At 70.0% G+C, this 22,431-nt stretch carries 21 protein-coding genes; 14 read left to right on the top strand and 7 right to left on the bottom strand.

Annotated elements, in window-relative coordinates; genetic code table 11:
• Nucleotides 1-10 precede the first annotated feature (10 nt).
• The gene (locus ACIBQX_RS24385; RefSeq protein ID WP_397008161.1) at nt 11-1,000 is read left to right on the top strand and encodes a YihY/virulence factor BrkB family protein; all 990 of its coding nucleotides are present in this window, start codon (nt 11-13) and stop codon (nt 998-1,000) included.
• Here ACIBQX_RS24385 and ACIBQX_RS24390 read toward each other — a convergent pair.
• Nucleotides 989-2,131 (bottom strand): D-alanyl-D-alanine carboxypeptidase family protein, encoded by a 1,143-nt coding sequence (locus ACIBQX_RS24390; RefSeq protein WP_397008163.1) that lies wholly within the window; start codon nt 2,129-2,131, stop codon nt 989-991. The genes ACIBQX_RS24385 and ACIBQX_RS24390 overlap by 12 nt on opposite strands.
• Nucleotides 2,132-2,229: 98 nt before the next feature.
• Between ACIBQX_RS24390 and ACIBQX_RS24395 the strand changes: the two genes are divergently transcribed.
• Nucleotides 2,230-2,430 carry an SCO4848 family membrane protein gene (locus ACIBQX_RS24395; protein ID WP_397008165.1) on the top strand — a complete coding sequence of 67 codons (201 nt, stop codon included), beginning with the start codon at nt 2,230-2,232 and terminating at the stop codon, nt 2,428-2,430.
• On the opposite strand, the gene ACIBQX_RS24400 is transcribed toward ACIBQX_RS24395, so the two are convergent.
• Nucleotides 2,393-3,796 carry a peptide ligase PGM1-related protein gene (locus ACIBQX_RS24400; protein ID WP_397008167.1) on the bottom strand — a complete coding sequence of 468 codons (1,404 nt, stop codon included), beginning with the start codon at nt 3,794-3,796 and terminating at the stop codon, nt 2,393-2,395. The two genes, ACIBQX_RS24395 and ACIBQX_RS24400, sit on opposite strands and share 38 nt — an antisense overlap.
• Nucleotides 3,797-4,313: 517 nt before the next feature.
• Here ACIBQX_RS24400 and ACIBQX_RS24405 point away from each other — a divergent pair.
• Nucleotides 4,314-5,549 carry a M20 family metallopeptidase gene (locus tag ACIBQX_RS24405; protein ID WP_397008169.1) on the top strand — a complete coding sequence of 412 codons (1,236 nt, stop codon included), beginning with the start codon at nt 4,314-4,316 and terminating at the stop codon, nt 5,547-5,549.
• Nucleotides 5,550-5,602: 53 nt separating this feature from the next.
• On the opposite strand, the gene ACIBQX_RS24410 is transcribed toward ACIBQX_RS24405, so the two are convergent.
• A complete protein-coding gene (locus ACIBQX_RS24410) occupies nt 5,603-7,483 on the bottom strand; it encodes a Xaa-Pro dipeptidyl-peptidase (protein WP_397008171.1) in 1,881 nt (626 codons plus the stop codon).
• A 280-nt stretch (nt 7,484-7,763) separates the two neighbouring features.
• Between ACIBQX_RS24410 and ACIBQX_RS24415 the strand changes: the two genes are divergently transcribed.
• The 6 genes from ACIBQX_RS24415 (at nt 7,764) to ACIBQX_RS24440 (ending at nt 14,645) form a co-directional block, all read left to right on the top strand.
• Nucleotides 7,764-8,837 carry a BMP family protein gene (locus ACIBQX_RS24415; RefSeq protein WP_397008173.1) on the top strand — a complete coding sequence of 358 codons (1,074 nt, stop codon included), beginning with the start codon at nt 7,764-7,766 and terminating at the stop codon, nt 8,835-8,837.
• Between the two features lie 94 nt (nt 8,838-8,931).
• On the top strand, nt 8,932-10,539 hold the full coding sequence (locus ACIBQX_RS24420; RefSeq protein WP_397008175.1) for an ABC transporter ATP-binding protein: 1,608 nt from the start codon (nt 8,932-8,934) through the stop codon (nt 10,537-10,539).
• Nucleotides 10,539-11,678 (top strand): ABC transporter permease, encoded by a 1,140-nt coding sequence (locus ACIBQX_RS24425; RefSeq protein ID WP_397008177.1) that lies wholly within the window; start codon nt 10,539-10,541, stop codon nt 11,676-11,678. Before ACIBQX_RS24420 ends, ACIBQX_RS24425 begins: the two co-directional genes overlap by 1 nt.
• Nucleotides 11,675-12,979 (top strand): ABC transporter permease, encoded by a 1,305-nt coding sequence (locus ACIBQX_RS24430; RefSeq protein WP_397008179.1) that lies wholly within the window; start codon nt 11,675-11,677, stop codon nt 12,977-12,979. Before ACIBQX_RS24425 ends, ACIBQX_RS24430 begins: the two co-directional genes overlap by 4 nt.
• Complete coding sequence (locus ACIBQX_RS24435) at nt 12,976-13,371, top strand: cytidine deaminase (protein WP_397008181.1); 396 nt, start codon at nt 12,976-12,978, stop codon at nt 13,369-13,371. Before ACIBQX_RS24430 ends, ACIBQX_RS24435 begins: the two co-directional genes overlap by 4 nt.
• Nucleotides 13,371-14,645 carry a thymidine phosphorylase gene (locus tag ACIBQX_RS24440; RefSeq protein WP_397008183.1) on the top strand — a complete coding sequence of 425 codons (1,275 nt, stop codon included), beginning with the start codon at nt 13,371-13,373 and terminating at the stop codon, nt 14,643-14,645. The genes ACIBQX_RS24435 and ACIBQX_RS24440 overlap by 1 nt, the downstream gene beginning before the upstream one ends.
• A gap of 42 nt (nt 14,646-14,687) precedes the next feature.
• Here the strand turns inward: ACIBQX_RS24440 and ACIBQX_RS24445 are convergent, their stop codons facing one another.
• Nucleotides 14,688-15,074 (bottom strand): MarR family winged helix-turn-helix transcriptional regulator, encoded by a 387-nt coding sequence (locus ACIBQX_RS24445; protein ID WP_397008185.1) that lies wholly within the window; start codon nt 15,072-15,074, stop codon nt 14,688-14,690.
• Nucleotides 15,075-15,211: 137 nt separating this feature from the next.
• Between ACIBQX_RS24445 and ACIBQX_RS24450 the strand changes: the two genes are divergently transcribed.
• From ACIBQX_RS24450 to ACIBQX_RS24470, 5 genes are all read left to right on the top strand, one after another.
• A complete protein-coding gene (locus tag ACIBQX_RS24450; RefSeq protein ID WP_397008187.1) occupies nt 15,212-16,570 on the top strand; it encodes an MFS transporter in 1,359 nt (452 codons plus the stop codon).
• A 134-nt stretch (nt 16,571-16,704) separates the two neighbouring features.
• Nucleotides 16,705-17,328, top strand: a complete 624-nt coding sequence (locus tag ACIBQX_RS24455; protein ID WP_397008189.1) for a hypothetical protein — start codon at nt 16,705-16,707, stop codon at nt 17,326-17,328.
• Between the two features lie 4 nt (nt 17,329-17,332).
• Entirely contained in the window at nt 17,333-17,683 is a 351-nt protein-coding gene (locus tag ACIBQX_RS24460; protein WP_397008191.1) for a cupin domain-containing protein, read from the top strand.
• A 101-nt stretch (nt 17,684-17,784) separates the two neighbouring features.
• Entirely contained in the window at nt 17,785-18,858 is a 1,074-nt protein-coding gene (locus ACIBQX_RS24465; RefSeq protein ID WP_397008193.1) for an adenosine deaminase, read from the top strand.
• A complete protein-coding gene (locus ACIBQX_RS24470) occupies nt 18,855-19,466 on the top strand; it encodes a hypothetical protein (RefSeq protein ID WP_397008195.1) in 612 nt (203 codons plus the stop codon). The genes ACIBQX_RS24465 and ACIBQX_RS24470 overlap by 4 nt, the downstream gene beginning before the upstream one ends.
• 3 nt (nt 19,467-19,469) lie before the next feature.
• Here ACIBQX_RS24470 and ACIBQX_RS24475 read toward each other — a convergent pair whose 3' ends face one another.
• The 3 genes from ACIBQX_RS24475 to ACIBQX_RS24485 are packed head-to-tail and all read right to left on the bottom strand — an operon-like array spanning nt 19,470 to nt 22,385.
• Complete coding sequence (locus tag ACIBQX_RS24475; protein ID WP_397008197.1) at nt 19,470-20,201, bottom strand: enoyl-CoA hydratase/isomerase family protein; 732 nt, start codon at nt 20,199-20,201, stop codon at nt 19,470-19,472.
• Entirely contained in the window at nt 20,198-21,727 is a 1,530-nt protein-coding gene (locus ACIBQX_RS24480) for an AMP-binding protein (protein WP_397008199.1), read from the bottom strand. Before ACIBQX_RS24480 ends, ACIBQX_RS24475 begins: the two co-directional genes overlap by 4 nt.
• The gene (locus ACIBQX_RS24485) at nt 21,720-22,385 is read right to left on the bottom strand and encodes a TetR/AcrR family transcriptional regulator (RefSeq protein ID WP_397008201.1); all 666 of its coding nucleotides are present in this window, start codon (nt 22,383-22,385) and stop codon (nt 21,720-21,722) included. The genes ACIBQX_RS24480 and ACIBQX_RS24485 overlap by 8 nt, the downstream gene beginning before the upstream one ends.
• Nucleotides 22,386-22,431: the final 46 nt, after the last annotated feature.

The raw sequence follows: 22,431 nt of genomic DNA on the forward strand, positions 1-22,431 counted from the left end.
CTGCCGATATATGGGGGACCTGAGAGGCACCGTGATGGCGAGCCTGACCCAGCGGATCGACGCGGCCAAGAGCCGGGGGCGCCGGCTGATGGAGCACTGGCGTGTGCGCAGGCCGTTCCTCGACCACCTGATCAGGACCGTCCAGCGCTATCAGGGGCAGTCGGGCGACCGCCTGGCGGGAGCCGTCACCTACTTCGCGTTCCTGTCGTTCTTCCCGTTGCTCGCGCTGGCCTTCGCGCTGCTGGGTTATCTGCTGGTGTTCGACCAGAGCGTGGAGCAGGCCCTGCGGGCGGCGATCCTGGAGCAGCTGCCCGGTCTGGCCGACCGGCTCGACCTGAGATCCGTCGAGGACGCCAAGGCGACCGCGGGGATCATCGGCCTGCTCGGGCTGCTCTACGCGGGCCTGGGGGCGGTGGACGCGCTGCGCGGGGCGCTGCGGGAGATCTCGATGACCACCGCGCCGCCGCTCAACTTCTTCGTCGGCAAGCTGCGCGACCTCGCCTCCCTGCTGATGCTGGGGGTGACGCTGATCGTGTCGGTGCTGGCGGGCGGGCTGGCCACGCAGGCGACCAGGACCGTCGCGCTCTTCCTCTTCGGCGACAGCTCACCGGTGGTCACGGCGGCGACCTGGCTCGTGGGGCTCCTGGGCAGCGTGGGCGCGGACTGGGTGCTGTTCGTGATCCTGCTGGGCTGGGTCGCCAGGCTCGCCCAGCCGTTCCGGGTGATCGCCAAGGGGGCGCTGCTGGGCGCGGTCGGCTTCGGCGCGCTCAAGCAGATCGCGTCGCTGCTGCTGGCCCAGACGCTGGGCAATCCGGTGTACGGCGCGTTCGCGGTCATGGTCGGGCTGCTGATCTGGATCAACGTCTCCACCCGGCTGGTGCTCTACGTGGCCGCCTGGACCGCCACGGCGGGTCTCACCCCGCCGCCTTCGCCGTCACCCGTCCCGTCGTCGGCCCAGGGAGCCGCCCAGCAGGCATCCGAACAGGCGTCACAGTCGTGACCGGCGCCTGCGGCGGATGCCGTACCCGAGCCAGACCAGCCCGAACAGCAGCCCGCCGCCGATGACGGCGGAGCCCAGCGTGCGGCTGGTGACGGTCTGCTCGGAGGCGGCGTGGTCGAGCAGCGGCCTGGCGGCGGTCGTGCCGGAGCCTGTCACAGAGGGCGCCACGGCCGGCGCGCTGATCGTCGGGGCGGCCTGCTGGACCGGTGCCTGAGCCGCCTGCTCGGGCAGCGGGTCGACGAGCTGCCCGACCGGGGTGACCTTGCCCCTGGCGGTGAAGCCCCAGTCGAGCAGCTTGGTGACCTCGTCCCAGAAGTAGCCCTTGTGCCTCATGATCGAGACGATGATCGTGTGGCCGTCGCGGGTGGCCGCGCCGACGAAGGCGCCATGGGCCTTGGAGGTCCAGCCGTTCTTGACGCCGATCATGCCCTTGTAGCGCCACAGCAGCTTGTTGTGGTTGCTGATCTCGTAGAACTTCTTCTTGGGCGCCGGGAACTTCGCGCTCTTCGTACTGATATATCGGCGGAAATCGGGGTTGGCCAGGCCGGCTCGGGCGATGAGCGCCAGATCGTACGCCGAGCTGCTCTGCCCGGGCTTGTCCAGCCCACTGGGCGTGATCGCCACGGTGTCGTTGGCCTGCAGGCGCTTGGCCTCGGCGTTCATGTCGCTCATGGTCTGGTCCAGGCCGCCGTTGGTCTCGGCCAGCGCCATCGCCGCGTCGTTGCCCGAGGACATCATCAGCGCCTTGAACAGGTCGTCGACCTTGTAGATCGGCGTGGGCCGCAGGCCGACCGCGCTGCCCTCCTGGTTGACCGCGTTGCGGCTCGGCTTGACCGTGAGGTTCTTGTCGAGCTTGGGGATGAGGGTGAGCGCGGTCAGCATCTTGAGCGTGCTGGCGGGCAGGTAACGCCCGTGGGCGTCCCTGGCCGCGAGCACCTGACCCGTCTCATGGTCGGCGATCACGAACGAGGTCGCCTTGGTCTTCGGCGGTGCCTTGATGCCCGCGGGCTTGACCAGGCCGCGACTGCCGAGCGAGTCGCCGCCCACCGGGGGAGGGGTCGGCGCGGCCTGAGCGGCTCCCATGACGGGGCCGGCGAGAGTTACCGCGGTGAGGAGTGCCGTGGCAGACACCAGTTTCGTCCACATTGCGGTCTCAGCGTAGCTTCGTGTTGTTGCCCATGCGGCGACACATCCCCCGATGGTCTGCCTTCAACGCTAGAGAGAGTGGCATGTCACGAAAGATCGCCGGATTCCTCATCGCACTCGGCGTGTTCATGGTCTTCGAGTGGATCAACTTGGGGTTTAACCTGGCCGACGGGCACGCGACCAGCTTCTACGTGGTCCACGGGATCCTGATCGCGGTCAACGTCGTCCTGGCGATCGTGCTCCTGGTCATCGGGGTGCGAGGTCTCCGCAGAGGACGCGTTTAGTGCGGGCGTGCAGCTCGTCGGCCTGGTCTCGGGAGTCGCCGATGGAGGTGAAGCCCAGCTTGCCGTGCTCGGGGAGGGCGCCCAGCAGGTGGAAGACGTTGCCCGTGCGCGTCTCCTGGTCGTAGCCCAGGCCGAGCCGCTGCACCGTGCGCACCACCTCGCCCGGCGTCCGCCCGCGCAGGCAGGAGGCCGAGCAGTTGTCGGTCGCGGTGTAGTGCTTGGGCCGGCCGTCCGCCATGAGCAGGCCGGTGGCCGGGTCGTAGGTGGCCCCGGTGGCCAGCAGCGCCGCGCCGTAGGGATGGGTGGTGCCGCCGATGCGCAGGTTGATCTCGCACAGCAGGGCCGCGTAGCCCGCGTCGGTCTTCATGGCGAAGAAGTCCATGCCGAACAGCCCGACCACGCCCTTGCCCGCCAGGACCTCGGCGATCCTGTCCGCCGAGGCGCTCACGTCGGCGCGGTACTCCTCGGCCGCCGGGAAGGTGCAGCCCTGGTAGACGTCGCCGTTGGGGCCGCCGAGCACCTGGTCGTGGGTGGCGAGCACCTCGTGGTGCCCGCCGGGCGTGACGCGGGCCAGCGCGCTGGGATAGAACAGCGGCCGGTGCTCGATGTACTCCTCGACGACGGCCCCCCGCTCCAGGGCCTTGCCGGTGAAGCTGGCCCAGGTCTCCCCGGCGGCCGAGAAGCTGCTGCGTGACCGGTCGTCCTTGGCGAGGATGACGTTGCCCAGCCCCGAATAGCCGTCGTTCAGCTTGACGATCACCCGCTCGCCCGGCAGCGACTCGATCGCGTCCTCGATCTCGGTCAGCGTGCGCAGGTCGCCGAAGCCGCGGGCCATGGGCACGCCCGCCGCGGTGCCCACCTCGCGCGAGCCGCTCTTGGAGCCGTAGTAGGCCAGCGTCGTGGCGGGACCGTAGAGGGGAACGTTCAGTGACGAGGCGAGTTCTTCCTCCAGCTCGCTGCGTACGAACGGGATGAGCCATGCGTCACCTTCGATGACCGAATGTAACCGATCCAGGACATCGGGACAGGAAAGTAACGTTCTGGTCAGGGGTTGGAGACGCGGTTCGTCGAGGCTGATGAGCTCCAGCCTCTTGGCGGCCTCTTCCGGGTCGGGCAGGAAGGCGAGGTAGTAGTCGACGATCTCCGGGTCGATCGGCGCGGAGGTGAGGTAGACCACCTTGACCTTGGGCCGGCGGAGCGTCATGAGCAGGAAGAGCAGGCGCTCCTCGTAATAGCGCGCTCCGGTGATACGGCGCAGCTCGTCCTGCGGAAGAGACAGCGAGGGTACGACCACCAGGGTCCCCTCGCCCGGCTCGAAGATGCTCAACCTGGCATACTTCTCCCCGAACGGGATGTTAGTGATCATATAGCGAGTGAAACACGCATTATTCGCAAATGCAGCCAGCGCGGTAGTGTCATGACCATGACGTAAGGTCACACGATTCGGAATCGCTGACCACGTTTGGAAGTAGCGACATCGGGTCACCAATTAATGATCCGTTATGACCATATTCGGGTCAGGCGTACGGTCACAGAGCGTGACGATCCATGGTTACGGGCACGCAGTCGGCTAACTTTTGGTGTAGTTGGCGCCGCGAGGCCCCGTGAGGGCGATAAAGTCGAAGCATCGCCAGGTTCCACGGCCGACCGCTGTGTTTCCGGGCTGCGGCGGTTGTCCACCCTTCAGGCGGCCGAGATCCGCGACCCCGTGCTGACGATCTTTTTTTGGCACCGAAACCAGTGGGTGTGGCATCTGATTGGCCGGACGGCTGTTCCGACCCGAACAGCCTCCGCGCGCAGTGGGACAAATGACGGAAAATGGCGCTATGAGCGGTGCGATGCCGGGCATTGTCATCGCATGGCATAGGACGGGATGGTGACAGATGCAGGGACGTGAGCTTCGAGGGGAACTCGACGCGTTCCTGGCGGAGACGGAGCAGGATCTGGTGGCGTTCCGCCGCGACCTGCACATGCATCCGGAGCTGGCCTTCGCCGAATACCGCACGACTCAGCGGATCGCCGAGCGGCTGCTGGCCGCCGGACTGGTCCCGACGGTGCTGCCCCGCGGCACCGGGGTGATCTGTGACGTGGGCGGCGGCGACGGCCCGATCGTGGCGCTGCGCGCCGACATCGACGCTCTGCCGCTCCAGGACGAGAAGGAGCTGCCCTACCGCTCCACCGTCCCCGGCTCCTGTCACGCGTGCGGCCACGACGTCCACACCGCGATCCTGCTCGGCACCTCGCTCTTCCTGGCCCAGCAGGCCGCGGCCGGGCTGCTGCCGGGCCGGGTGCGGCTGATCTTCCAGCCCGCCGAGGAGCTTCCCGGCGGCGCGCTGGAGGTCATGGCCCAGGGCGGCATCAGCGGCGTGGAGCGCATCATCGGTCTCCATTGCGACCCCCGCATCGACGTCGGCCAGGTCGGGCTCAAGGCCGGGCCCATCACCTCCGCCTGCGACAAGCTCGTGATCAGGGTGTCGGGGCCGGGCGGCCACACCGCCAGGCCGCATCTCACCGCCGACCTGGTCTTCGCCCTCGCCAAGATCCTGACCGAGCTGCCCGCCGCGCTGTCGCGCCGGGTCGACCCCCGCTCCTCGCTCAGCCTCGTCTGGGGCAAGGTCCAGGCCGGCACCGCCGCCAACGCCATCCCGGACGTGGGCGTGGCCGAGGGCACTGTGCGCTGCCTGGACGAGGACGCCTGGCACGCCGCCCCCGACCTGATCAAGGCACTGCTGGAGTCCGTCGCCGGCGCCTACGGCGTGGAGGCCACGATGGACTACACCCGGGGCGTGCCGCCCGTGGTCAACGACGAGCTCAGCGTGGACATGCTGGCCGAGGCCGCCACCCGCGCCCTGGGCGCCGGCGCGGTGGTGCCGGCGCAGCAGTCGCTCGGCGGCGAGGACTTCGCCTGGTACCTCGAGTCGATCCCCGGCGCGTTCGCCCGGCTCGGCACCCGCTCCCCGGAGACGGGCATCACCTACGACATCCACCAGGGCACGTTCGACATCGACGAGCGGGCCATCGCGATGGGCGTCCGCCTGATGGCCACCACCGCGCTGACCGCCCTGTTCGAGGGCGGCCACCTGCCGTCGGCGGACGAGATCACCTCCGCACTGGCCTGACCTGAGCGCACGGCGGCGAAGGACTCACGAGAGTCCTTCGCCGCCGTCGTGTCTCAGGAGAACCGGCCGGAGACGATCGGCAGCTTGAGCGACGAGTGTCCGGGTGACACCGTGACCTCGGTGCCCGCCGGGTAGCGCAGGGTGTAGTCGTAGTCCGTCGAGATGATCACGACGCCGATCCGGTGCCCCTTCTTGAACACGTAGTCCTGCGGCTGGAAGTCCCAGCTGAAGCCGTACTCCTTGCCCGGCCTGACCGGCACGGACCGGTCGGCCCGGTCACGGTTGCGGACGTCCAGCCAGCCCCGGGTGACGATCTTGTACGGGGTCGCCTCCGTGCCCAGCTCGCGCAGCGCCGTGCACCCGGTGTCACCCGGGACGCCCTGGCCGTAGCAATAGCTCTCGCCGGTCGGCACCAGCGTGCCGTTGGGGCGCGTGTCCTCGCCGTAGTCGACGAGCAGGGCCGTCAGGTACGGCGAGGAGCCGTTCTTCATCGAGGCCCGCACCGACACCGTGGGCGTGCCCGAGATGCGCACGTCCGTGGGCAGGGCGCCGGTGAGGTAGGCCAGCCGGTTCGGATCCGGCGCGGGCGCGGTCTCCACGAGCTGCTCAGCGGTGCGGGTCTTCTGGTCGGTGAACGACTCGCGGCCGGAGTGGGCGCGGGGACGCGGGCTCAGCTCGGCGCCCGAGCCCAGCCACAGCCGCACCGGCCTGGCGCCGGGCAGCGGCCAGGAGGCGTGCTGCCCCCACCGGCCGGCGGCGATCTCCACATCGGCCTGCGGCTCCCGCATGATGCCGCTGTCGATCCCGTACAGCCAGTGGTCGAACCAGCCGTGCAGCTGGCGCAGCCATTCGGCGGTGCGCAGGCTGAACGGGTTCATGTGGGTGCCCTGGTGCAGCCAGATCTTGCGCGGCACGCGCCGCTCGGCGAGGGCCTCCCACCACTGGGCGGCCTGCTTGGTCTTGACGTTCCAGTCGTTGAGGCCGTGCACCAGGAAGACGCTGGCCCTGACCTTGCGCACGTCGTTGAGGTAGTTGCGGTCGTCCCAGAAGCGGCTGTAGTCGCCGGTGATCCGGTCCTGCGCGGCCGTCAGGTGGTCCATCACCGCGCCGCAGGCCTCCTGGCCGTTCTCCCGGGTGAGCACGTACTTGGCCAGCACGTCCGCGTCCTCGCCCTGGAAGCCGCCGGGCGCGAGCACGCCGCCGTTGGCCCGGTAGTAGTCGTACCAGGAGGAGATCGCGGCGATCGGCACGATCGTCTCCAGGCCCTTCACCCCGGTGGCGGCCACCGCGTTGGGCAGCGTGCCGTTGTAGGAGACGCCGATCATGCCGACCTTGCCGGTCGACCAGCTCGCCTGGACGGGCCGGCCGTCGGCGTCGAAGCCCTTGGCGCGGCCGTTCAGCCAGTCGATCGCGGCCTTCGGGCCTGCGGTCTCGTTGGGGGCGCCGGTGGTGGGGCAGCCGGTGGCGCGGCCGCTGCCGAGGTTCTCCACCAGCGCGACGGCGTACCCGCGGGGCACGAAGTAGTTGTCGTAGTAGCTGTCGAACGGTTCAGAGTCCACCTTGCCCACCGAGCGTAACGCGCTGGGCAGGGGGTTGCCGTGCTCGTCGACGTCCACCGGGTGGTTGGCCACGTCGTTGCCGCCGGCGTAGTAGGGGCTCGACTCCATGATCACCGGGACCTTGAGGCCCTGGTCGGTCTCCTTGGGCCGCAGGATGTCGACGGCGACGCGGTCGGGCTTGCCGTCGCTGTCGCTGTCGGTGCCCGCGACCTCGACGAAGACCGTCTGCTTGATGGCGTCGGCGCGGGAGAAGACCGGTTGGGTCGCGTTGTCGGCGACCGTGATGGCGGGGATGGTCGCCATGGCGGGCGCGGCGGCCATGGTCAGGACCATGGCCGCCGTGAGCGGCACGGCGAGTGCCTTCCAGGGATGCATGAGGGGACTCCAGACGATATTTCCACCGTTGGTGGGAATCCCTGACATGATCGTCCGTGGACGAAGTGCTGGCGAGACCCAAAGTTCGGTAAAACTTGCCGGAGGCTCTCACCAGGCGCATCAGGTCACGGACGCGCTTGATGTCGATAACGGAGCGGTTGCGACCCTGTGCTGCGGTTTGGTATGCCCTGGTCAACCAACTATCTTCCGTGCAGGGTTGCCGTACGTTTCTTCGCGCCCGCGATGAAGTTCGACGGCGGGGAAATGGAAGGGAGTCGCCTTGCTCAGCAAGCGATTCGGCAGGTTGGCGACCGGCACTGCAGCCGGTGTCATGCTCATGGCGGCCGCGGCCTGCGGCGGTGGCAGCACCGGCGGGGACACCACGGCGAGCGCTCAGCCCTCCGCCGACGCGAGCAGCGCGCCGGCCGCGGGGGCCCTCAAGGTCGGCCTCGCGTTCGACATCGGCGGCCGTGGCGACAAGTCCTTCAACGACGCCGCCTACGCCGGCCTGGAGAAGGCCAAGACCGAGCTCGGCGCCGAGATCAAGGAGCTGAGCCCCGCCTCAGACGGCTCCAACCGAGGCGAGCTGCTGCGTCAGCTGGCCGACGCGGGCTACAACCCGATCATCGGCGTCGGCTTCGCCTACGGCGAGGACATCAAGAAGACCGCCGAGGAATACCCCGAGATCCAGTTCGCGGTCGTCGACTCGGCCTCCAACGCGGCCAACGTCACCGGCCTGCTGTTCGCCGAGGAGCAGGGCTCCTACCTGGCGGGCGTCGCCGCCGCGACCAAGGCCGAGAGCGGCCACGTCGGCTTCGTCGGCGGCGTCGAGAACGACCTGATCAAGAAGTTCGAGGCGGGCTTCGCGGCCGGCGTGAAGTCGGTCAAGGCCGACGCCAAGATCGACGTGAAGTACCTCACCCCCGACGGCGACTTCAGCGGCTTCAAGGCCCCCGAGAAGGGCAAGGTCGCGGCCGAGAAGATGTACCAGGACGGCGCGGAGATCGTCTACCACGCCTCCGGCGACTCCGGCCTCGGCGTGTTCCAGGCGGCGGCCGCGGCCAAGAAGAAGGCCATCGGCGTCGACTCCGACCAGCGCCAGACCATCAAGGAGACCAACCTCCAGTCGGTCATCATGACCTCGATGCTCAAGCGCGTCGACGTGGGCGTCTTCGAGTTCATCAAGTCCTTCCAGGGCGGCGCCAAGGGCGGCAACGACGTGGTCTACGACCTCAAGGTTGACGGCGTGGGCCTGGCCACCACCGGTGGCGAGATCGACGACATCAAGGACAAGCTCGACGAGGCCAAGAAGGGCATCGTGGACGGCACGATCACCGTTCCGAGCAAGCCGTAATCTAAGGACGTCCATCGACCGAGGGCCCGGCGTCACCGAGACCCGGGCCTTTGGCTTATCTGCCAGGCTCTAGGAGAGATCGAATGAGCGGCCGATGAACGCTGACACCGTCGCCGCGGTGCACCCCGCCGTACAACTGGAGGGCATCACCAAACGCTTCCCCGGTGTCGTGGCCAACCACGACATCCGCATCACCGTCGAACCCGGCACGGTGCACGCGATCGTAGGGGAGAACGGCGCGGGCAAGTCGACGCTGATGAAGATCCTGTACGGCATGCAGAAGCCGGACGAGGGCACCATCAGGGTCAACGGCGCCGAGGTCGGCTTCCGGACCCCCAGCGACGCCATCGGCGCCGGCATCGGCATGGTCCACCAGCACTTCATGCTCGCCGACAACTTCACCGTCCTGGAGAACATCGTCCTCGGCGCCGAGCCGAGGAAGGGTGTCGGCCTGGACGTGGCCGGCGCCCGCGCCCGGATCAACGACCTCGCCGAGAGGCACGGCCTGCGGGTCGACCCCGACCGGCTGGTGGAGGACCTGGGAGTCGGGGACCGTCAGCGGGTGGAGATCCTCAAGGTCCTCCACCGGGGCGCGCGCATCCTCATCCTCGACGAGCCGACCGCGGTCCTGGTGCCGCAGGAGGTCGACGAGCTCTTCGACAACCTGCGCGAGCTCAAGGCCGGCGGCCTCACGGTCATCTTCATCTCCCACAAGCTCGACGAGGTGCTCGACATCGCCGACGCGATCACCGTGATCCGGCGCGGCACCACGGTCGCCAGCGTGGCCCCCGCGGACGTCACCGCCCGGCAGCTCGCCGAGCTCATGGTCGGCAGCGAGCTGCCCACCCCGGAGACCCGCGAGTCCACCGTGACCGACACCGTGGCGCTGCGGGTGTCCGGCCTGACCATGGAGGCCGACGGCCACCGGCCGGTGCCCGCGGGCACCTCGGTCGAGCTCTACCTCGACCGCGTCCGCGAGGAGGGCAGGCGACTGCTCCTGGACGGCGTGTCGTTCGACATCCACGAGGGCGAGATCCTCGGCGTCGCCGGGGTCGAGGGCAACGGGCAGACCGAGCTGATCGAGGCGATCATGGGCCTGCGCCCGGCGCACGGCGGCATCCTGCTCGGCGACGCCGACATCACCTCCTGGTCCACCCTGCGGCGTCGCGAGGCGGGCGTCGGCTACATCCCCGAGGACCGTCACCGCCAGGGCCTGCTGCTGGAAGCCTCGCTCTGGGAGAACCGGGTGCTCGGCCACCAGACCAGACCGCCCGCGCGCAACGGCTTCTTCGTCAACAGGCGCGACGCCAAGGCCGACACCGAGCGCATCATCAAGGACTACGACGTGCGCACGCCGGGGGTCGACACCCTGGCGCTGGCCCTGTCGGGCGGCAACCAGCAGAAGCTGATCGTCGGCCGGGAGATGAGCGGCAAGCCCAAGTTCCTCATCGCCGCCCACCCCACCAGGGGCGTCGACGTGGGCGCGCAGGCCGCCATCTGGGACCACCTGCGCGACGCCAGAGCCGTCGGGCTGGCCGTACTCCTGATCTCGGCGGACCTCGACGAGCTGATCGGCCTGTCCGACACGCTGCACGTCATCTACCGGGGGCGGCTCGTCGCCCGGCTCGACCCGTCCGATGTCACGCCCGAACGACTGGGTGGATACATGACCGGTGCCATCACCGGTACTGAGGAGACGTGATGCCCGCAGGGCTCTACCGGGCGCTGCTGACCGTCGTAGGCGCCGTCGCGGCCATCGTGGTGGCCCTCGTCATCTCCAGCGTGGCGATCCTCGCGGCGGGCGCCAGCCCGGGGGACGCCTTCGCCGCGTTCTTCGACTTCGGCGCGACCGAGCGGTCTGCGGTCAACGGCGTCGCCTCGATGCTCAACCGCTCCATGACGCTGTTCATCGCGGGTCTCGCGGTGGCCGTCGGCTTCCGGATGAACCTTTTCAACATCGGTGTGGAGGGCCAGTACCGGATCGCGGCCATCTGCGCCGCCTACGTCGGCACGACGTTCACCGCGCCCGCCCCGATCCAGATCACCGTGATCATCATGGTGGCGGCGGTCGTGGGCGGCCTCTACGCGCTGATCCCGGCCGTCATGAAGGTGACCAGGGGGGTGAACGAGGTCATCTCCACGATCATGCTCAACTACATCGCGATCAACCTGGCGGCCTTCCTCGTCCGCGGTCCCTTCACCGGCGAGCGGAGCGAGGGGCTGCTCACCACCAGCACGCCGGAGCTGCCGGAGTCCGCCTGGTTCCCCAACCTCAACTGGATCTTCGAGCTGTTCGGCCTGCCCGCGCCGCGCGGTGGCGGGCTGTGGGGCTTCCTGATCGTGGCGATCCTGCTCGGCGTGGGACTCTGGGTGCTGCTGGAGCGGACCCGGTTCGGCTTCGAGCTCAAGGCCAGCGGCCTGAACCCGTCGGCCGCGGCGGCCTCGGGCGTCAACGCGAAGAAGATGGTCATCGCCGCGATGGTGCTCTCCGGCGCGATCGCCGGGCTGATCGGGCTGCCCGAGATCCTCGGCGACAAGCACGCCTTCGGCTCCAATTTCACCCCCGGCCTGGGCTTCCTGGGCATCGCCGTCGCGCTGCTGGGCCGTAACCAGCCCGTCGGCATCGCGATCGCCGCGCTGCTGTTCGGCTTCCTTGAGCACGCTCAGGGGCCGCTGCAGTTCGCCAACGTGCCGCCCTCGGTCGTCGTCATCATCCAGGGCACGATCGTCCTCCTGGTCGTCATCGCCAACGAGATCACCAGGAGGCTCGCGCTGCGGCGTGAGGAACGGCGGGCCGCTCAGGAGCTCGGCAGGAACACTCCCGTTGAGGTGGCAGCATGACGACCACGACCGTCGCGGGATCGACCAGGACTCGCAAATACCATCTGGCACTCATCGGCGTCGCCGTGCTCATCCTGCTGATGTCGCTGGTCAGGGTCGTGTCCGGCGCCAACGACATCACCTCCTCGGGCACGTTCGCCGCCGCGCTGATGCTGGCGGTGCCGATCGGCCTGGCCGGGCTGGGCGGCCTGTGGGCCGAGCGGGCCGGCGTGGTCAACATCGGGCTCGAAGGCATGATGGTGCTCGGCACCTGGTTCGCCGGCTGGGCCGGCTACCAGTGGGGCCCCATGGCCGCGCTGCTGGCCGGACTGGCCGCAGGCGCGCTGGGCGGGCTGATCCACGCCATCGCCACCGTCACCTTCGGCGTCGACCACATCATCAGCGGCGTCGCGATCAACCTGCTCGGGCCCGGCGTCACCCGCTTCCTGTCGGAGGTGCTCTACAAGGAGGGCACCCCGGCGGGCGAGGCGGGCGCCGGCATCACCACCTCGCCGGCGCTGTCGTCCCAGCCGCCACGGATCAGCCTGCCGTTGTTCTCCTCCGGCCCCGACTGGCTGGGGAGCCTGGAACGTACGCACTGGTTCCTGCTGTCGGACGTCGCGGGCATCCTGCGCGGGCTCACGTACAACGTGAACCTGCTGGTGGTGCTGGCCGTGCTGCTGCTCCCGCTGACGTTCTACGTGCTCTGGCGCACCTCCTTCGGGCTGCGGCTGCGCTCGGCGGGCGAGAACCCGTGGGCGGCCGAGTCGCTGGGCGTGAACGTCTACCGGATCAAGTACGTCGCGGTCGTCATCTCCGGCGCGTTCGCCGGGCTCGGCGGCGTGTTCCTGGTCTTCGTGACCACCAAGTACGTCGAGGGGCAGACGGGCGGGCGCGGGTTCATCGGCCTGGCGGCCATGATCTTCGGCAACTGGCGGCCGGGCGGGCTCGCGGCGGGCGCCGCGCTGTTCGGTTACGCCGACGGCCTGCAACTGCGCAGCGCCGGCGCGGTCACGTCGTTCCTGCTGTTCGGTGCGATCCTGCTGCTGATCTATCTTGGTGTCAGGGCCCGTGCCATGCTGTCGCCGGCCAGGCCGGCCGAGCTCACCGCCCGGGGCGCCAGGGAGTACACCGTCCTGGCCGGGATGGCGGCGGGCGCGGTCGTGCTGATCTGGCTCTGGCTGACCGTCGACACACTGCCGAACGAATTCGTCTTCATCACGCCGCACGTGCTCACGCTGCTCGTGCTCCTGGTGGCTTCGCAGCGCCTGCGGATGCCCAAGGCCGACGGCGTGAGCTATCGCCGGGGGGAACAACATTGACCATCAACTGGGACGCGCTCCGTGACAAGGCCGTCGAGGCCATGCACCACGCCTACGCCCCCTACTCCAAGTTTCCCGTCGGCGCGGCCGCCGTGGTCGACGACGGCCGGATCGTCACCGGCTGCAACGTGGAGAACGCCTCCTACGGCGTCGGCCTGTGCGCCGAGTGCGGCCTGGTCTCCGCGCTGCAGTCCTCGGGTGGCGGCAGGCTGGTGGCCTTCACCTGCGTCGACGGCCACGGCGAGCTGCTCATGCCGTGCGGGCGCTGCCGCCAGCTGCTCTTCGAGTTCGGCGGTGAGGAGCTGCTGGTCGAGACCGTCGACGGGCCGAAGCGGATGGCCGAGATCCTGCCCTACGCGTTCGGCCCCGACGACCTGACACGGATGGGCTGATGGACGCCATCGAGGTCATCGTCGCCAAGCGGGACGGTGGCGAGCTGACGGCCGCCCAGATCGACTGGGTGATCGACGCCTACACGCGCGGCGAGGTCGCCGACGAGCAGATGGCCGCGCTGAACATGGCGATCCTGCTCAACGGGATGAACCGGCGGGAGATCGCCGGCTGGACCCAGGCGATGATCCGTTCGGGCGAGCGGATGGACTGGTCGGCGCTCGACCGGCCGACCGCCGACAAGCACTCCACGGGCGGCGTCGGCGACAAGATCACGCTGCCGCTCGCGCCGCTGGTGGCCGCCTGCGGCGCCTACGTCCCGCAGCTGTCCGGCCGTGGCCTCGGCCACACCGGCGGCACGCTGGACAAGCTGGAGTCCATCCCCGGCTGGCGGGCCTCACTGTCCAACGACGAGATGCTCGGCGTGCTGCGCGCCGCCGGCGCGGTGATCTGCGCCGCCGGCTCCGGCCTGGCGCCCGCCGACAAGAAGCTGTACGCGCTGCGCGACGTCACCGGCACCGTCGAGTCGATCCCGCTCATCGCCTCGTCGATCATGTCGAAGAAGATCGCCGAGGGCACCGGCTCACTGGTGCTGGACGTCAAGGTGGGCTCCGGCGCGTTCATGAAGACCCCGGAGCGGGCCCGTGAGCTGGCCGAGACCATGGTCGCGCTGGGCACCGACGCGGGCGTGCGCACGGTGGCGCTGCTCACCGCGATGGACCGCCCGCTCGGCCGCGCGGTGGGCAACGCGCTGGAGGTCGAGGAGTCGGTGGAGGTCCTCGCGGGCGGCGGGCCGTCCGACGTGGTGGAGCTGACGGTACGGCTGGCCGCCGAGATGCTGGAGGCCGCCGGGATCGCCGGCAAGGACCCGGCCGAGGCGCTGCGGGACGGCTCGGCCATGGACGCCTGGCGTCGCATGATCACCGCCCAGGGCGGCGATCCGGACGCGCCCCTGCCCACGGCGGCCGAGACCCTGGTGGTCGAGGCCCCCGCGTCGGGCGTGCTGGCCAGGCTGGACGCCTACGCCGTGGGGCTGGCGGCCTGGCGGCTGGGTGCGGGCCGGGCGCGCAAGGAGGACCCGGTGTCGTTCGGGGCGGGCATCACGCTGCACGCCAAGCCGGGCGACGTGGTCAGGCAGGGGGAGCCGCTGCTCACCCTGCACGCCGACGACCCGGCCCGGTTCGGCCGGGCGCTGGAGGCGCTGGCGGACGGCTTCGAGGTGGGGACGACCGGTCAGGAGCCGCTGCCCCTGGTCATCGACCGCATCACCGCCTGAGCGATCGGGCGGGCGGGAGCCCGCCCGATGCGGCCGCGCCGCCTATCCGACCGGTGCGGGGGCGTCGGCGAAGACCTCGGCCAGGACCTCTCGGTGGGTGGGGAGAGCCGCGTGGTGGCGGGCGCGCCCCTCGTCGGTGATGGAGACGAACACGCCGCGCCGGTCGGAGTCGCAGACGCCGCGGCAGACGAGCTCGGCCTTCTCCAGGCGTGCCACCACCCGCGAGAGCGCGCTCTGGCTCAGGTGCACCTCATCGCAGAGCTCCTGGATGCGCAGCTTACGGTCGTGGTGGACGATGCGGTCGAGGACCTCGAACTCGCTGGGCCCCAGGCCGTGCCTGGCACCGAGCTCGCGCTCCAGCGCGCACATCGCCTTGGCGTGCTTGGCCAGGACGTAATGCCAGGTGCTGACCACGTACTGCTCGTCCATGGCCGGAGAGTACCACTTAGGTCAAACCGATGCAAGGACATTTAATGCGCTTGCATTAGATGCGACTGCATGTAATGTTTCCCCTCATGTCCTCTAAACACGGTTCCCGGTGGAGTGCGCTCGCCGTGCTCTGCGCAGTGATCTTTCTTGACGCACTCGACGTGTCGATGGTCGGCATCGCGTTGCCGTCCATCCAGCATGAGCTCGGACTTTCCACCTCCACCCTGCAGTGGGTCGTCAGCGGATATGTGCTCGGATACGGCGGTCTTCTCCTGCTCGGAGGCAGGGTCGCCGATCTGCTCGGGCGACGCAGGGTCTTCCTGGTCGCACTGGCCGTTTTCGCCGTCGCCTCGCTGCTAGGTGGCGTGGTGGACGATGGCGCGCTGCTGATCGCCGCGCGTTTCGTCAAGGGTGTCGCCGCCGCCTTCACCGCGCCCGCCGCCTTGTCGATCATCACCACGACGTTTCCCGAGGGGCCGCAGCGCAACAAGGCGCTGAGCATCTTCACCGCCTCGGGGGCCAGCGGCTACTCGCTCGGCCTGGTGATCTCCGGACTGCTGACCGAACTCGACTGGCGCTACACGCTGCTGATGCCGGTGCCGGTCGCCGTCATCGCGCTGGTGGCGGCGCTCAGGGTGCTGCCGCGCCCGGTGGAGGAGCGGCCCGAGGGCGGCCACGACCTGCTCGGCGCCGTGCTGGTCACCGCCTCCATGCTGCTGCTGGTCTTCACCGTGGTGCAGGCGCCCGAGGTCGGCTGGGCCTCCCTGCGCACGATCGGCTCGCTGGTCGCCGTCGCCGCCCTGCTCGGGCTGTTCGTGTTCGCCGAGCTCAGGATGAAGCACCCGCTGGTACGGCTCGGCATCCTGCGTTCCCGCCCGCTGGTGCGGGCCAACCTGGGCCTGTTCATCCTCATGGGCTCGTACGTGTCCTTCCAGTTCGTGGCCATGCAGTACTTCCAGAACCTGCTCGGCTGGTCGGCCCTGGGCACCGCGCTGGTGTTCCTGCCCGCGGGCGTGATCGTGGCCCTCAGCTCCACCAGGGTGGGGAACCTCGCCGACCGGTTCGGCACCGGCAAGCTGATCGTCATCGGCGCGGCCTCCCTCGCCGGCGGGTACGCGATGTTCCTCGGCATCAGCGACACGCCGAGCCTGGGTGGCCTGGTGCTGCCCGGCATGCTCCTGCTGGGCGTCGCGTTCGCGCTGTCGTTCCCGCCGCTGAACATCCAGGCCACCAACGGCGTGGACGACGAGGAGCAGGGCCTGGCCTCCGGGCTGCTCAACACCTCGGGTCAGGTGGGCGGCGCCGTCGTGCTGGCCGTGGTCACCGCCGTGCTCACCTCGGGCGGCGGCGGGCTCTCGATCGGCTCGCTGCGCGCGGCGATCGTGGTCTGCCTGGTGCTCGCCCTGGTCGGCGTCGCGATCTCGGCAACCGGTCTGCGGGTACGTAAGCCCGTGGCCGTCGAGGCCGACGACCTGAAGGCGTACGAAACGGTCTGATCCGTCGACCGGCGGGCTCACATATCGGAGATTCCGGTGCAGGAGCGGGCCCCGCGTGCGCGGGGCCCGCTCCTGTCTCATGTCGATCCGACAACGGGGCGCTTCACGGAAGTGCGAGCGGGCATTCCCCACACATGAACATCGCGCGTCTCGTCCCGCTCGCCGTCTGCGGCGCGCTCCTGCTGTCCTGCGGTACGGCTCAGCCGGACGGGAGCGCGGCGCGCACCACCACCAGCACGTCTTCCCCGTCGTCGTCCGGATCCCCGTCCGGCCCCACGACCGGTCCGCCGGAGACGTCCGCCCCGGCCAGGACGCCCGCCGGGACCGCGCCCTCGCCGACGGGCACCACGCCGGTGCAGGTCCCGCGCGAGGGCATGGTGCCGGCCAGGGTGACGGGCGTCCGCGTCGCCCGGCACGACGGGTTCGACCGGGTGGTCGTCGACTTCGAGGGCGACGTCCCCGGCTACACCGTGCGCTGGAAGAGCAAGGTGGAGACCGAGGGGGCCGGCAAGCCCATCGACCTCGACGGCGGCCAGGCCCTGCACGTCATGCTCATCCCGGCCGAGGCCCACACCGAGGCCGGCGAGCCGACCTGGACGGGCACGTCGGCGGAGCCGCTCACCGCCGTCACCGGCATCGTCTCCACCGGCGACTTCGAAGGGCACGTCGGCATCGCCCTGATCAGCGACCGGACCAGGACCTTCCGGGTGAAGGAGTACACCAGCCCCGACCGCCTGGTCATCGACGTGGGACACTGACCCGGTGGTGAGAAAGCTAGAAGGACCTTCACGGATCCCGGTGCCCGGCGGCAAGCTCATCGACGAGCACGTCGGCCGGGTCAGCAGCGGCGACGAGGCGCTGTCCATCGCCCACATGGTCGCCCCGCCCGGCTGGGAGGAGCCCGCCCAGACACCGGCCTTCACCGAGTACACCGTGGTGCTGCGCGGCACCGTCCTCGTCGAGCACGCCGGGGGCACCACCGAGGTCGCAGCGGGGCAGACCCTGGTGACCGAGCCGGGGGAGAAGGTCCGCTACAGCACCGGCGCCGAGGGCGCCGAATACATCGCCGTCTGCCTTCCCGCCTTCAGCCCCGACACGGCCAACAGAGCCTGACCCGTGCCTGACCCGTGCCTGACCCGTGCCTGACCCGTGCCTGATCCGCGCCGCATGAGCCAAGGGGGAGCATCCGCCGGTCGGACTCGTATCATGGGCGGATGAGCCCCACCTTTGACGAGATCCGGCGGGCACCCAAGGTCCTGCTCCACGACCATCTCGACGGTGGTCTCCGGGCCGGGACCATCGTGGACCTGGCACGCGAGACCGGCTACGACCGGCTCCCCGCCACCGACCCCGAGAGCCTCCGGGTCTGGTTCGAGGAGGCCGCCGACTCCGGGTCGCTGGAGCGCTACCTGGAGACGTTCGACCACACCGTCGGCGTCATGCAGACCCGCGAGTCCCTGGTCAGGGTGGCGGCCGAGTGCGCCGAGGACCTGGCCGCCGACGGCGTCGTCTACGCCGAGGTGCGCTTCGCGCCCGAGCAGCACACCACGCGCGGCCTCAGCCTCGACGAGGTCGTCCAGGCCGTGCTGGAGGGGTTCGAGCAGGGCTCGGCGGGCCGGGGGATCAGGGTCGGGACCCTGCTGACCGCGATGCGGCACCAGGCGCGCTCGATGGAGATCGCCGAGCTGGCCGTGCGCTACCGCGACGTCGGCGTGGTCGGGTTCGACATCGCGGGGGCCGAGGCGGGCTACCCTCCCACCCGCCATCTGGACGCCTTCGAATACCTCCAGCGGGAGAACGCGCACTTCACCATCCACGCGGGCGAGGCGTTCGGGCTGCCGTCGATCTGGCAGGCCATCCAGTGGTGCGGCGCCGACCGGCTGGGACACGGCGTGCGGATCATCGACGACATCTCGGTGGCCGACGACGGCACCGCCAAGCTGGGCCGGCTGGCCGCCTACGTGCGGGACAAGCGCATCCCCCTGGAGATGTGCCCCACCTCCAACCTGCAGACCGGAGCCGCCGCGTCCATCGCCGAGCACCCGATCGGGCTGCTGCGCCGCCTGCACTTCCGGGTGACGGTCAACACCGACAACCGGCTGATGAGCGGCACCAGCCACTCGCTGGAGTTCGCCAAGCTCGTGGAGGCGTTCGACTACGGGTGGGACGACCTGCAGTGGTTCACGGTCAACGCGATGAAGTCGGCGTTCCTGCCGTTCGACGAGCGGCTCGCGCTGATCAACGGCGTGATCAAGCCAGGGTTCGCGCAGCTCAAGTGGCAGCCGTGAAACAGGTCTACCGATCCAGGACCGCGCTCGTCCTCGGCTGGGTCTGGGTGGCCTTCGTCGTCTTCAACGTCTACGACCTGATCGCCCGCTACAGCGGCAAGCCGTCCATGGTGGCGCTGGCCGTGCTCGGCGTGCTGACCGTGGTGGTCTACGTGATCGCGCTCCGGCCGGCCACCGTGTTCACCGAGGAGGGCCTGCTCGGGCGTAACCCGCTGCGCTCGACGTTCGTGCCGTGGGCGTCGGTCGGCGACGTGACGGTCTCCCACTCGATCAACGTCGGCTACGACGACGAGCGGATGCTGCGGCTGTGGACGCCGGTGAGCTCGGCCAGGGAGCGGGCCAAGGCGCAGCGCAGGGGCGCCCCCGTGCCGCGCCGAGGCCGCTACCCGACCGAGCCCACACTCCCGAAGGCCGAGCAGGCCGCCGCCGAGGCGTTCGCCGGCAAGACGCATGCCGACTGGGTGGGCGAGCAGATCACCGACCGCGCCGAGCGGGCCAAGCTCCGCAAGGAGGAGCCGGGCCCGGCCCGCGTGACCTGGGCGTACGACTCGCTGGCGGCCTTCGTCGCGGCCTGCGCCCTGGTGATCGCCGCCATCGTGGTCGACTGACCCTCAGTTGCGGCGGTTGACGAAGCGGGCCATGCCTGCCTGGGCGATGCCGCTCCGCTCGACCTCGCGGGCGGCCTCGGTCTCCGCCGCGAAGGCGTGCTCCACCTCCTCCAGCGAGGGCCGCAGCAGCTTGAGGTGGACCGCGGTGGCCGTGCCCGGCTCGGTCCAGCGGTGGATCAGGGCGATGGCCCTCGCCACCAGCGCGGCGGGGTCGGCGATCTCGTCCAGGAGGCCCAGCGTCCTGGCCTCGTCCGCGCCCAGCCGGGTGGAGTCCAGCACCAGCCGCAGCGCCCGGCCACCCGCCAGGCGGGGCAGCAGGAGGCTGGCGGCGTTCGAGATCGACAGGCCGATGTGGTTCTCCGGCCAGAAGTACTCCGTGCCCGGTGTGCCGAGGCGGGCGTCGAAGCAGAGCGTCCACTCCGCGGCGCCGCCCACGGCCAGCCCGTTGACCGCCGCGACCACCGGCACCCGGGTCTCCAGCACCGACCGGGTCAGGTCGTGGAAGAGCTCGACCTCCGCCAGGAGCGACTGCCCGACGGCCTCGTTGATGTCCTCTCCGGCGGAGAACGCCCTGCCGGTGCCGGTGACCACGATGCCCCTGGCCCGCTCGCCGTCGCCGTGGTCGCGCACGGCCGCGGCGAGCCGCCTGCGCATGTCGGCGGTGAGCGCGTTGAGCTTGTCCGGCCGGCGCAGGGTGATCACGGCCACCTCGTCGCGCACGGTCACGTCGATCATGTTCGCTCCTCTTCGACGGCGATGGCCCCGGCGCGCTGGTCGCGCCCCGGCGGTAGCAGGTGGCGCTTCTCCACGCGAGCCGACGGGGTCAGCGTGAACCCGTCGACGAACTCCACGTAAGCGGGGATCTTGAACCGGGCCAGCCGCCCTCTGGCGTGCTCGATGACGCTCATGGCGGTGTCCCTGCCGGCCTCGTAGCCCGCGTTGAGCTGGATGAACGCCTTGGGCAGCTCGCCGAACAGCTCGTCCGGGATGGGCACCAGGGCGCAGTTCAGCACCGCTGGATGCTCGCCGAGCACTCGCTCGACCTCGGCGCAGGAGATGTTCTCGCCACCCCTGCGCACGGTGTCCTTGATGCGCCCGTGGTGGTGGATGTAGCCGTGCGCGTCCTGGAGGCCCAGGTCGCCGGTGTGGTACCAGCCGCCGCGGAAGGCGTGGGCGGTGGCCTCGGGGTGGTTCCAGTAACCCTTCATCATCGGCACGCCGCGCACCAGGATCTCGCCCGTCTCCTCCTCGACCCTGACCTCCTTGCCGGGCGGCGGCAGCCCCATCGCACCGGTGCCGACCGTGTCCCCGGCCTCCGGGGCGGCGATCAGGTCCGTGCCGCTCTCGGTGGAGCCGTAGAGCTCGCGCCAGGGCGCGCCCCACCGCTCCTCGAACGCGCGGTGCAGGCCGGGGGCGATGCCCGAGCACAGGACCAGGCGCATCCGGTTGTCGCGGTCGAGCGGGTGCGGCGGCTGCTTGTGCAGGAGCAGCGGCATCGTGCCGAGCACGTAGGTCAGGGTGGCGCCGTGCTCGCGGGCGGCGGGCCAGAAGCCGGAGGCGGAGAAGCGGGGGAGAACCACCTGGGGGATGCCGCCGATCAGGCAGAGGATGGTGGTCCACTGGGGGTCCATGTAGGAGTACGCCTGGGCGATCATCATGACGTCGTCGTCGCGGAGCCGTATCTGGTCCGCCACGACCTGGGCGGTCCTGAGCCAGTAGGCGTGGGTGAGCATGCAGGCCTTGGGGAAGCCCGTGGTACCCGAGGTGTACTGAAAATTCGCGACATCGTCCGCGCCAGGGGAAATGTCGGGCACGGTGGCCGCGCCCGCAAGGGTGTCCAGGGCCGGGCGCGTGAGGGCGTCCACGCCCGGGTCCGCGAGGGTGTCCAGGGTGTAGGCCGGGCCAGGGACGTGTGCGGTGTGCTGTTCGGTCGTCAGGGTGGCCACGGCGCCCGAGTCGCGCAGCACGTGCTCCAGGTCGGCCGCCCGGTAGCGGACGTTGACCGGCACCGTGATCGCCCCGGCCTTGAGGATCGCCAGCCAGCTCAACGGCCAGCCGGGCACGTTCTCCATCATGATCGCCACCCGGTCGCCCGGCCGCACGCCCCTCGCGACGAGTGCTCCGGCCAGCCGATCGGACTCGGCGTCCACCTCGGCGAAGCTCAGGGACACCTCGGGGAAACGCAGGAACTCGCGGTCGCCGTACTCGCGGGCGGCATGTCTGAGCAGCTCAGGGACGGTCTCGTACGAAGGGTCAGGCATCCGGCGGCTCCCAGGGGAAGTCGGGCAGCAGGGAGAGGTCGGCGCTCGCCGTGGGCCGGGCGGGAGCCCGGACCGCGGCCAGTCCGATCGCGACGAACTCGGCGCACACCTGCTCCAGCGAGGAGTCCCCGTCGGGGCGGTACCACTCACTGGTGCCGGTGCACATGGACATCAGGGCCAGGCGGGACAGCTTCTGGTCGGCGACGTGGAAGACGCCTGCCCCGACCCCGTCGGCCAGGGTCCGGCGCCAATGGTCCTCGTACTCGTCGCGCAGCGCGATGATCTCGTCGTGGGCGGCGGAGCCGGGGGTGAGGGAGCGCAGTTCGCCGTCCATGACGCGGGTGGTCAGGGGGCTGCGCGCGTGGATCGCGGTGAGCGAGGCGATGAGCAGCGCCAGGCGGTCCGGCGGGCGTTCGACGCCGTCGAGCACCCGGGCGGTGGCCTCGATGAGCCCGCGATGTCCTGCTCTCATCAGGTCGGCGAGCAGGGCTTCCTTGCTGGAGACGTGGTGGTAGATGCCGGCGTTGGTCAGGTTGACGGCCCTGGCGAGGTCTCTGATGCTCGTCGCGGCGTAGCCCTGACGGGCGAAGAGCAGCACCGCCGCGGATCTGATCCGCAGCGCAGCGTCGTTGTCCCGGTCGGTGAGAAAGGTGTGCAAGAGGGCCTACCGAACGTTCGGTTGCTCGTGTCAAACGCACCATAAC

It is taken from the genome of Nonomuraea sp. NPDC049714, from assembly GCF_044465295.1.
Lineage (GTDB): Bacteria > Actinomycetota > Actinomycetes > Streptosporangiales > Streptosporangiaceae > Nonomuraea.

What these genes read in the sequence shown, in the direction of transcription:
- ACIBQX_RS24385 (WP_397008161.1), top strand. Translation starts at nt 11, where the DNA reads ATGGGGGACCTGAGAGGCACCGTGATGGCGAGCCTGACCCAGCGGATC.
- ACIBQX_RS24395 (WP_397008165.1), top strand. Translation starts at nt 2,230, where the DNA reads ATGTCACGAAAGATCGCCGGATTCCTCATCGCACTCGGCGTGTTCATG.
- ACIBQX_RS24400 (WP_397008167.1), bottom strand. Translation starts at nt 3,796, where the DNA reads ATGATCACTAACATCCCGTTCGGGGAGAAGTATGCCAGGTTGAGCATC.
- ACIBQX_RS24405 (WP_397008169.1), top strand. Translation starts at nt 4,314, where the DNA reads ATGCAGGGACGTGAGCTTCGAGGGGAACTCGACGCGTTCCTGGCGGAG.
- ACIBQX_RS24410 (WP_397008171.1), bottom strand. Translation starts at nt 7,483, where the DNA reads ATGCATCCCTGGAAGGCACTCGCCGTGCCGCTCACGGCGGCCATGGTC.
- ACIBQX_RS24420 (WP_397008175.1), top strand. Translation starts at nt 8,932, where the DNA reads ATGAACGCTGACACCGTCGCCGCGGTGCACCCCGCCGTACAACTGGAG.
- ACIBQX_RS24425 (WP_397008177.1), top strand. Translation starts at nt 10,539, where the DNA reads ATGCCCGCAGGGCTCTACCGGGCGCTGCTGACCGTCGTAGGCGCCGTC.
- ACIBQX_RS24430 (WP_397008179.1), top strand. Translation starts at nt 11,675, where the DNA reads ATGACGACCACGACCGTCGCGGGATCGACCAGGACTCGCAAATACCAT.
- ACIBQX_RS24440 (WP_397008183.1), top strand. Translation starts at nt 13,371, where the DNA reads ATGGACGCCATCGAGGTCATCGTCGCCAAGCGGGACGGTGGCGAGCTG.
- ACIBQX_RS24445 (WP_397008185.1), bottom strand. Translation starts at nt 15,074, where the DNA reads ATGGACGAGCAGTACGTGGTCAGCACCTGGCATTACGTCCTGGCCAAG.
- ACIBQX_RS24455 (WP_397008189.1), top strand. Translation starts at nt 16,705, where the DNA reads ATGAACATCGCGCGTCTCGTCCCGCTCGCCGTCTGCGGCGCGCTCCTG.
- ACIBQX_RS24465 (WP_397008193.1), top strand. Translation starts at nt 17,785, where the DNA reads ATGAGCCCCACCTTTGACGAGATCCGGCGGGCACCCAAGGTCCTGCTC.
- ACIBQX_RS24475 (WP_397008197.1), bottom strand. Translation starts at nt 20,201, where the DNA reads ATGATCGACGTGACCGTGCGCGACGAGGTGGCCGTGATCACCCTGCGC.
- ACIBQX_RS24480 (WP_397008199.1), bottom strand. Translation starts at nt 21,727, where the DNA reads ATGCCTGACCCTTCGTACGAGACCGTCCCTGAGCTGCTCAGACATGCC.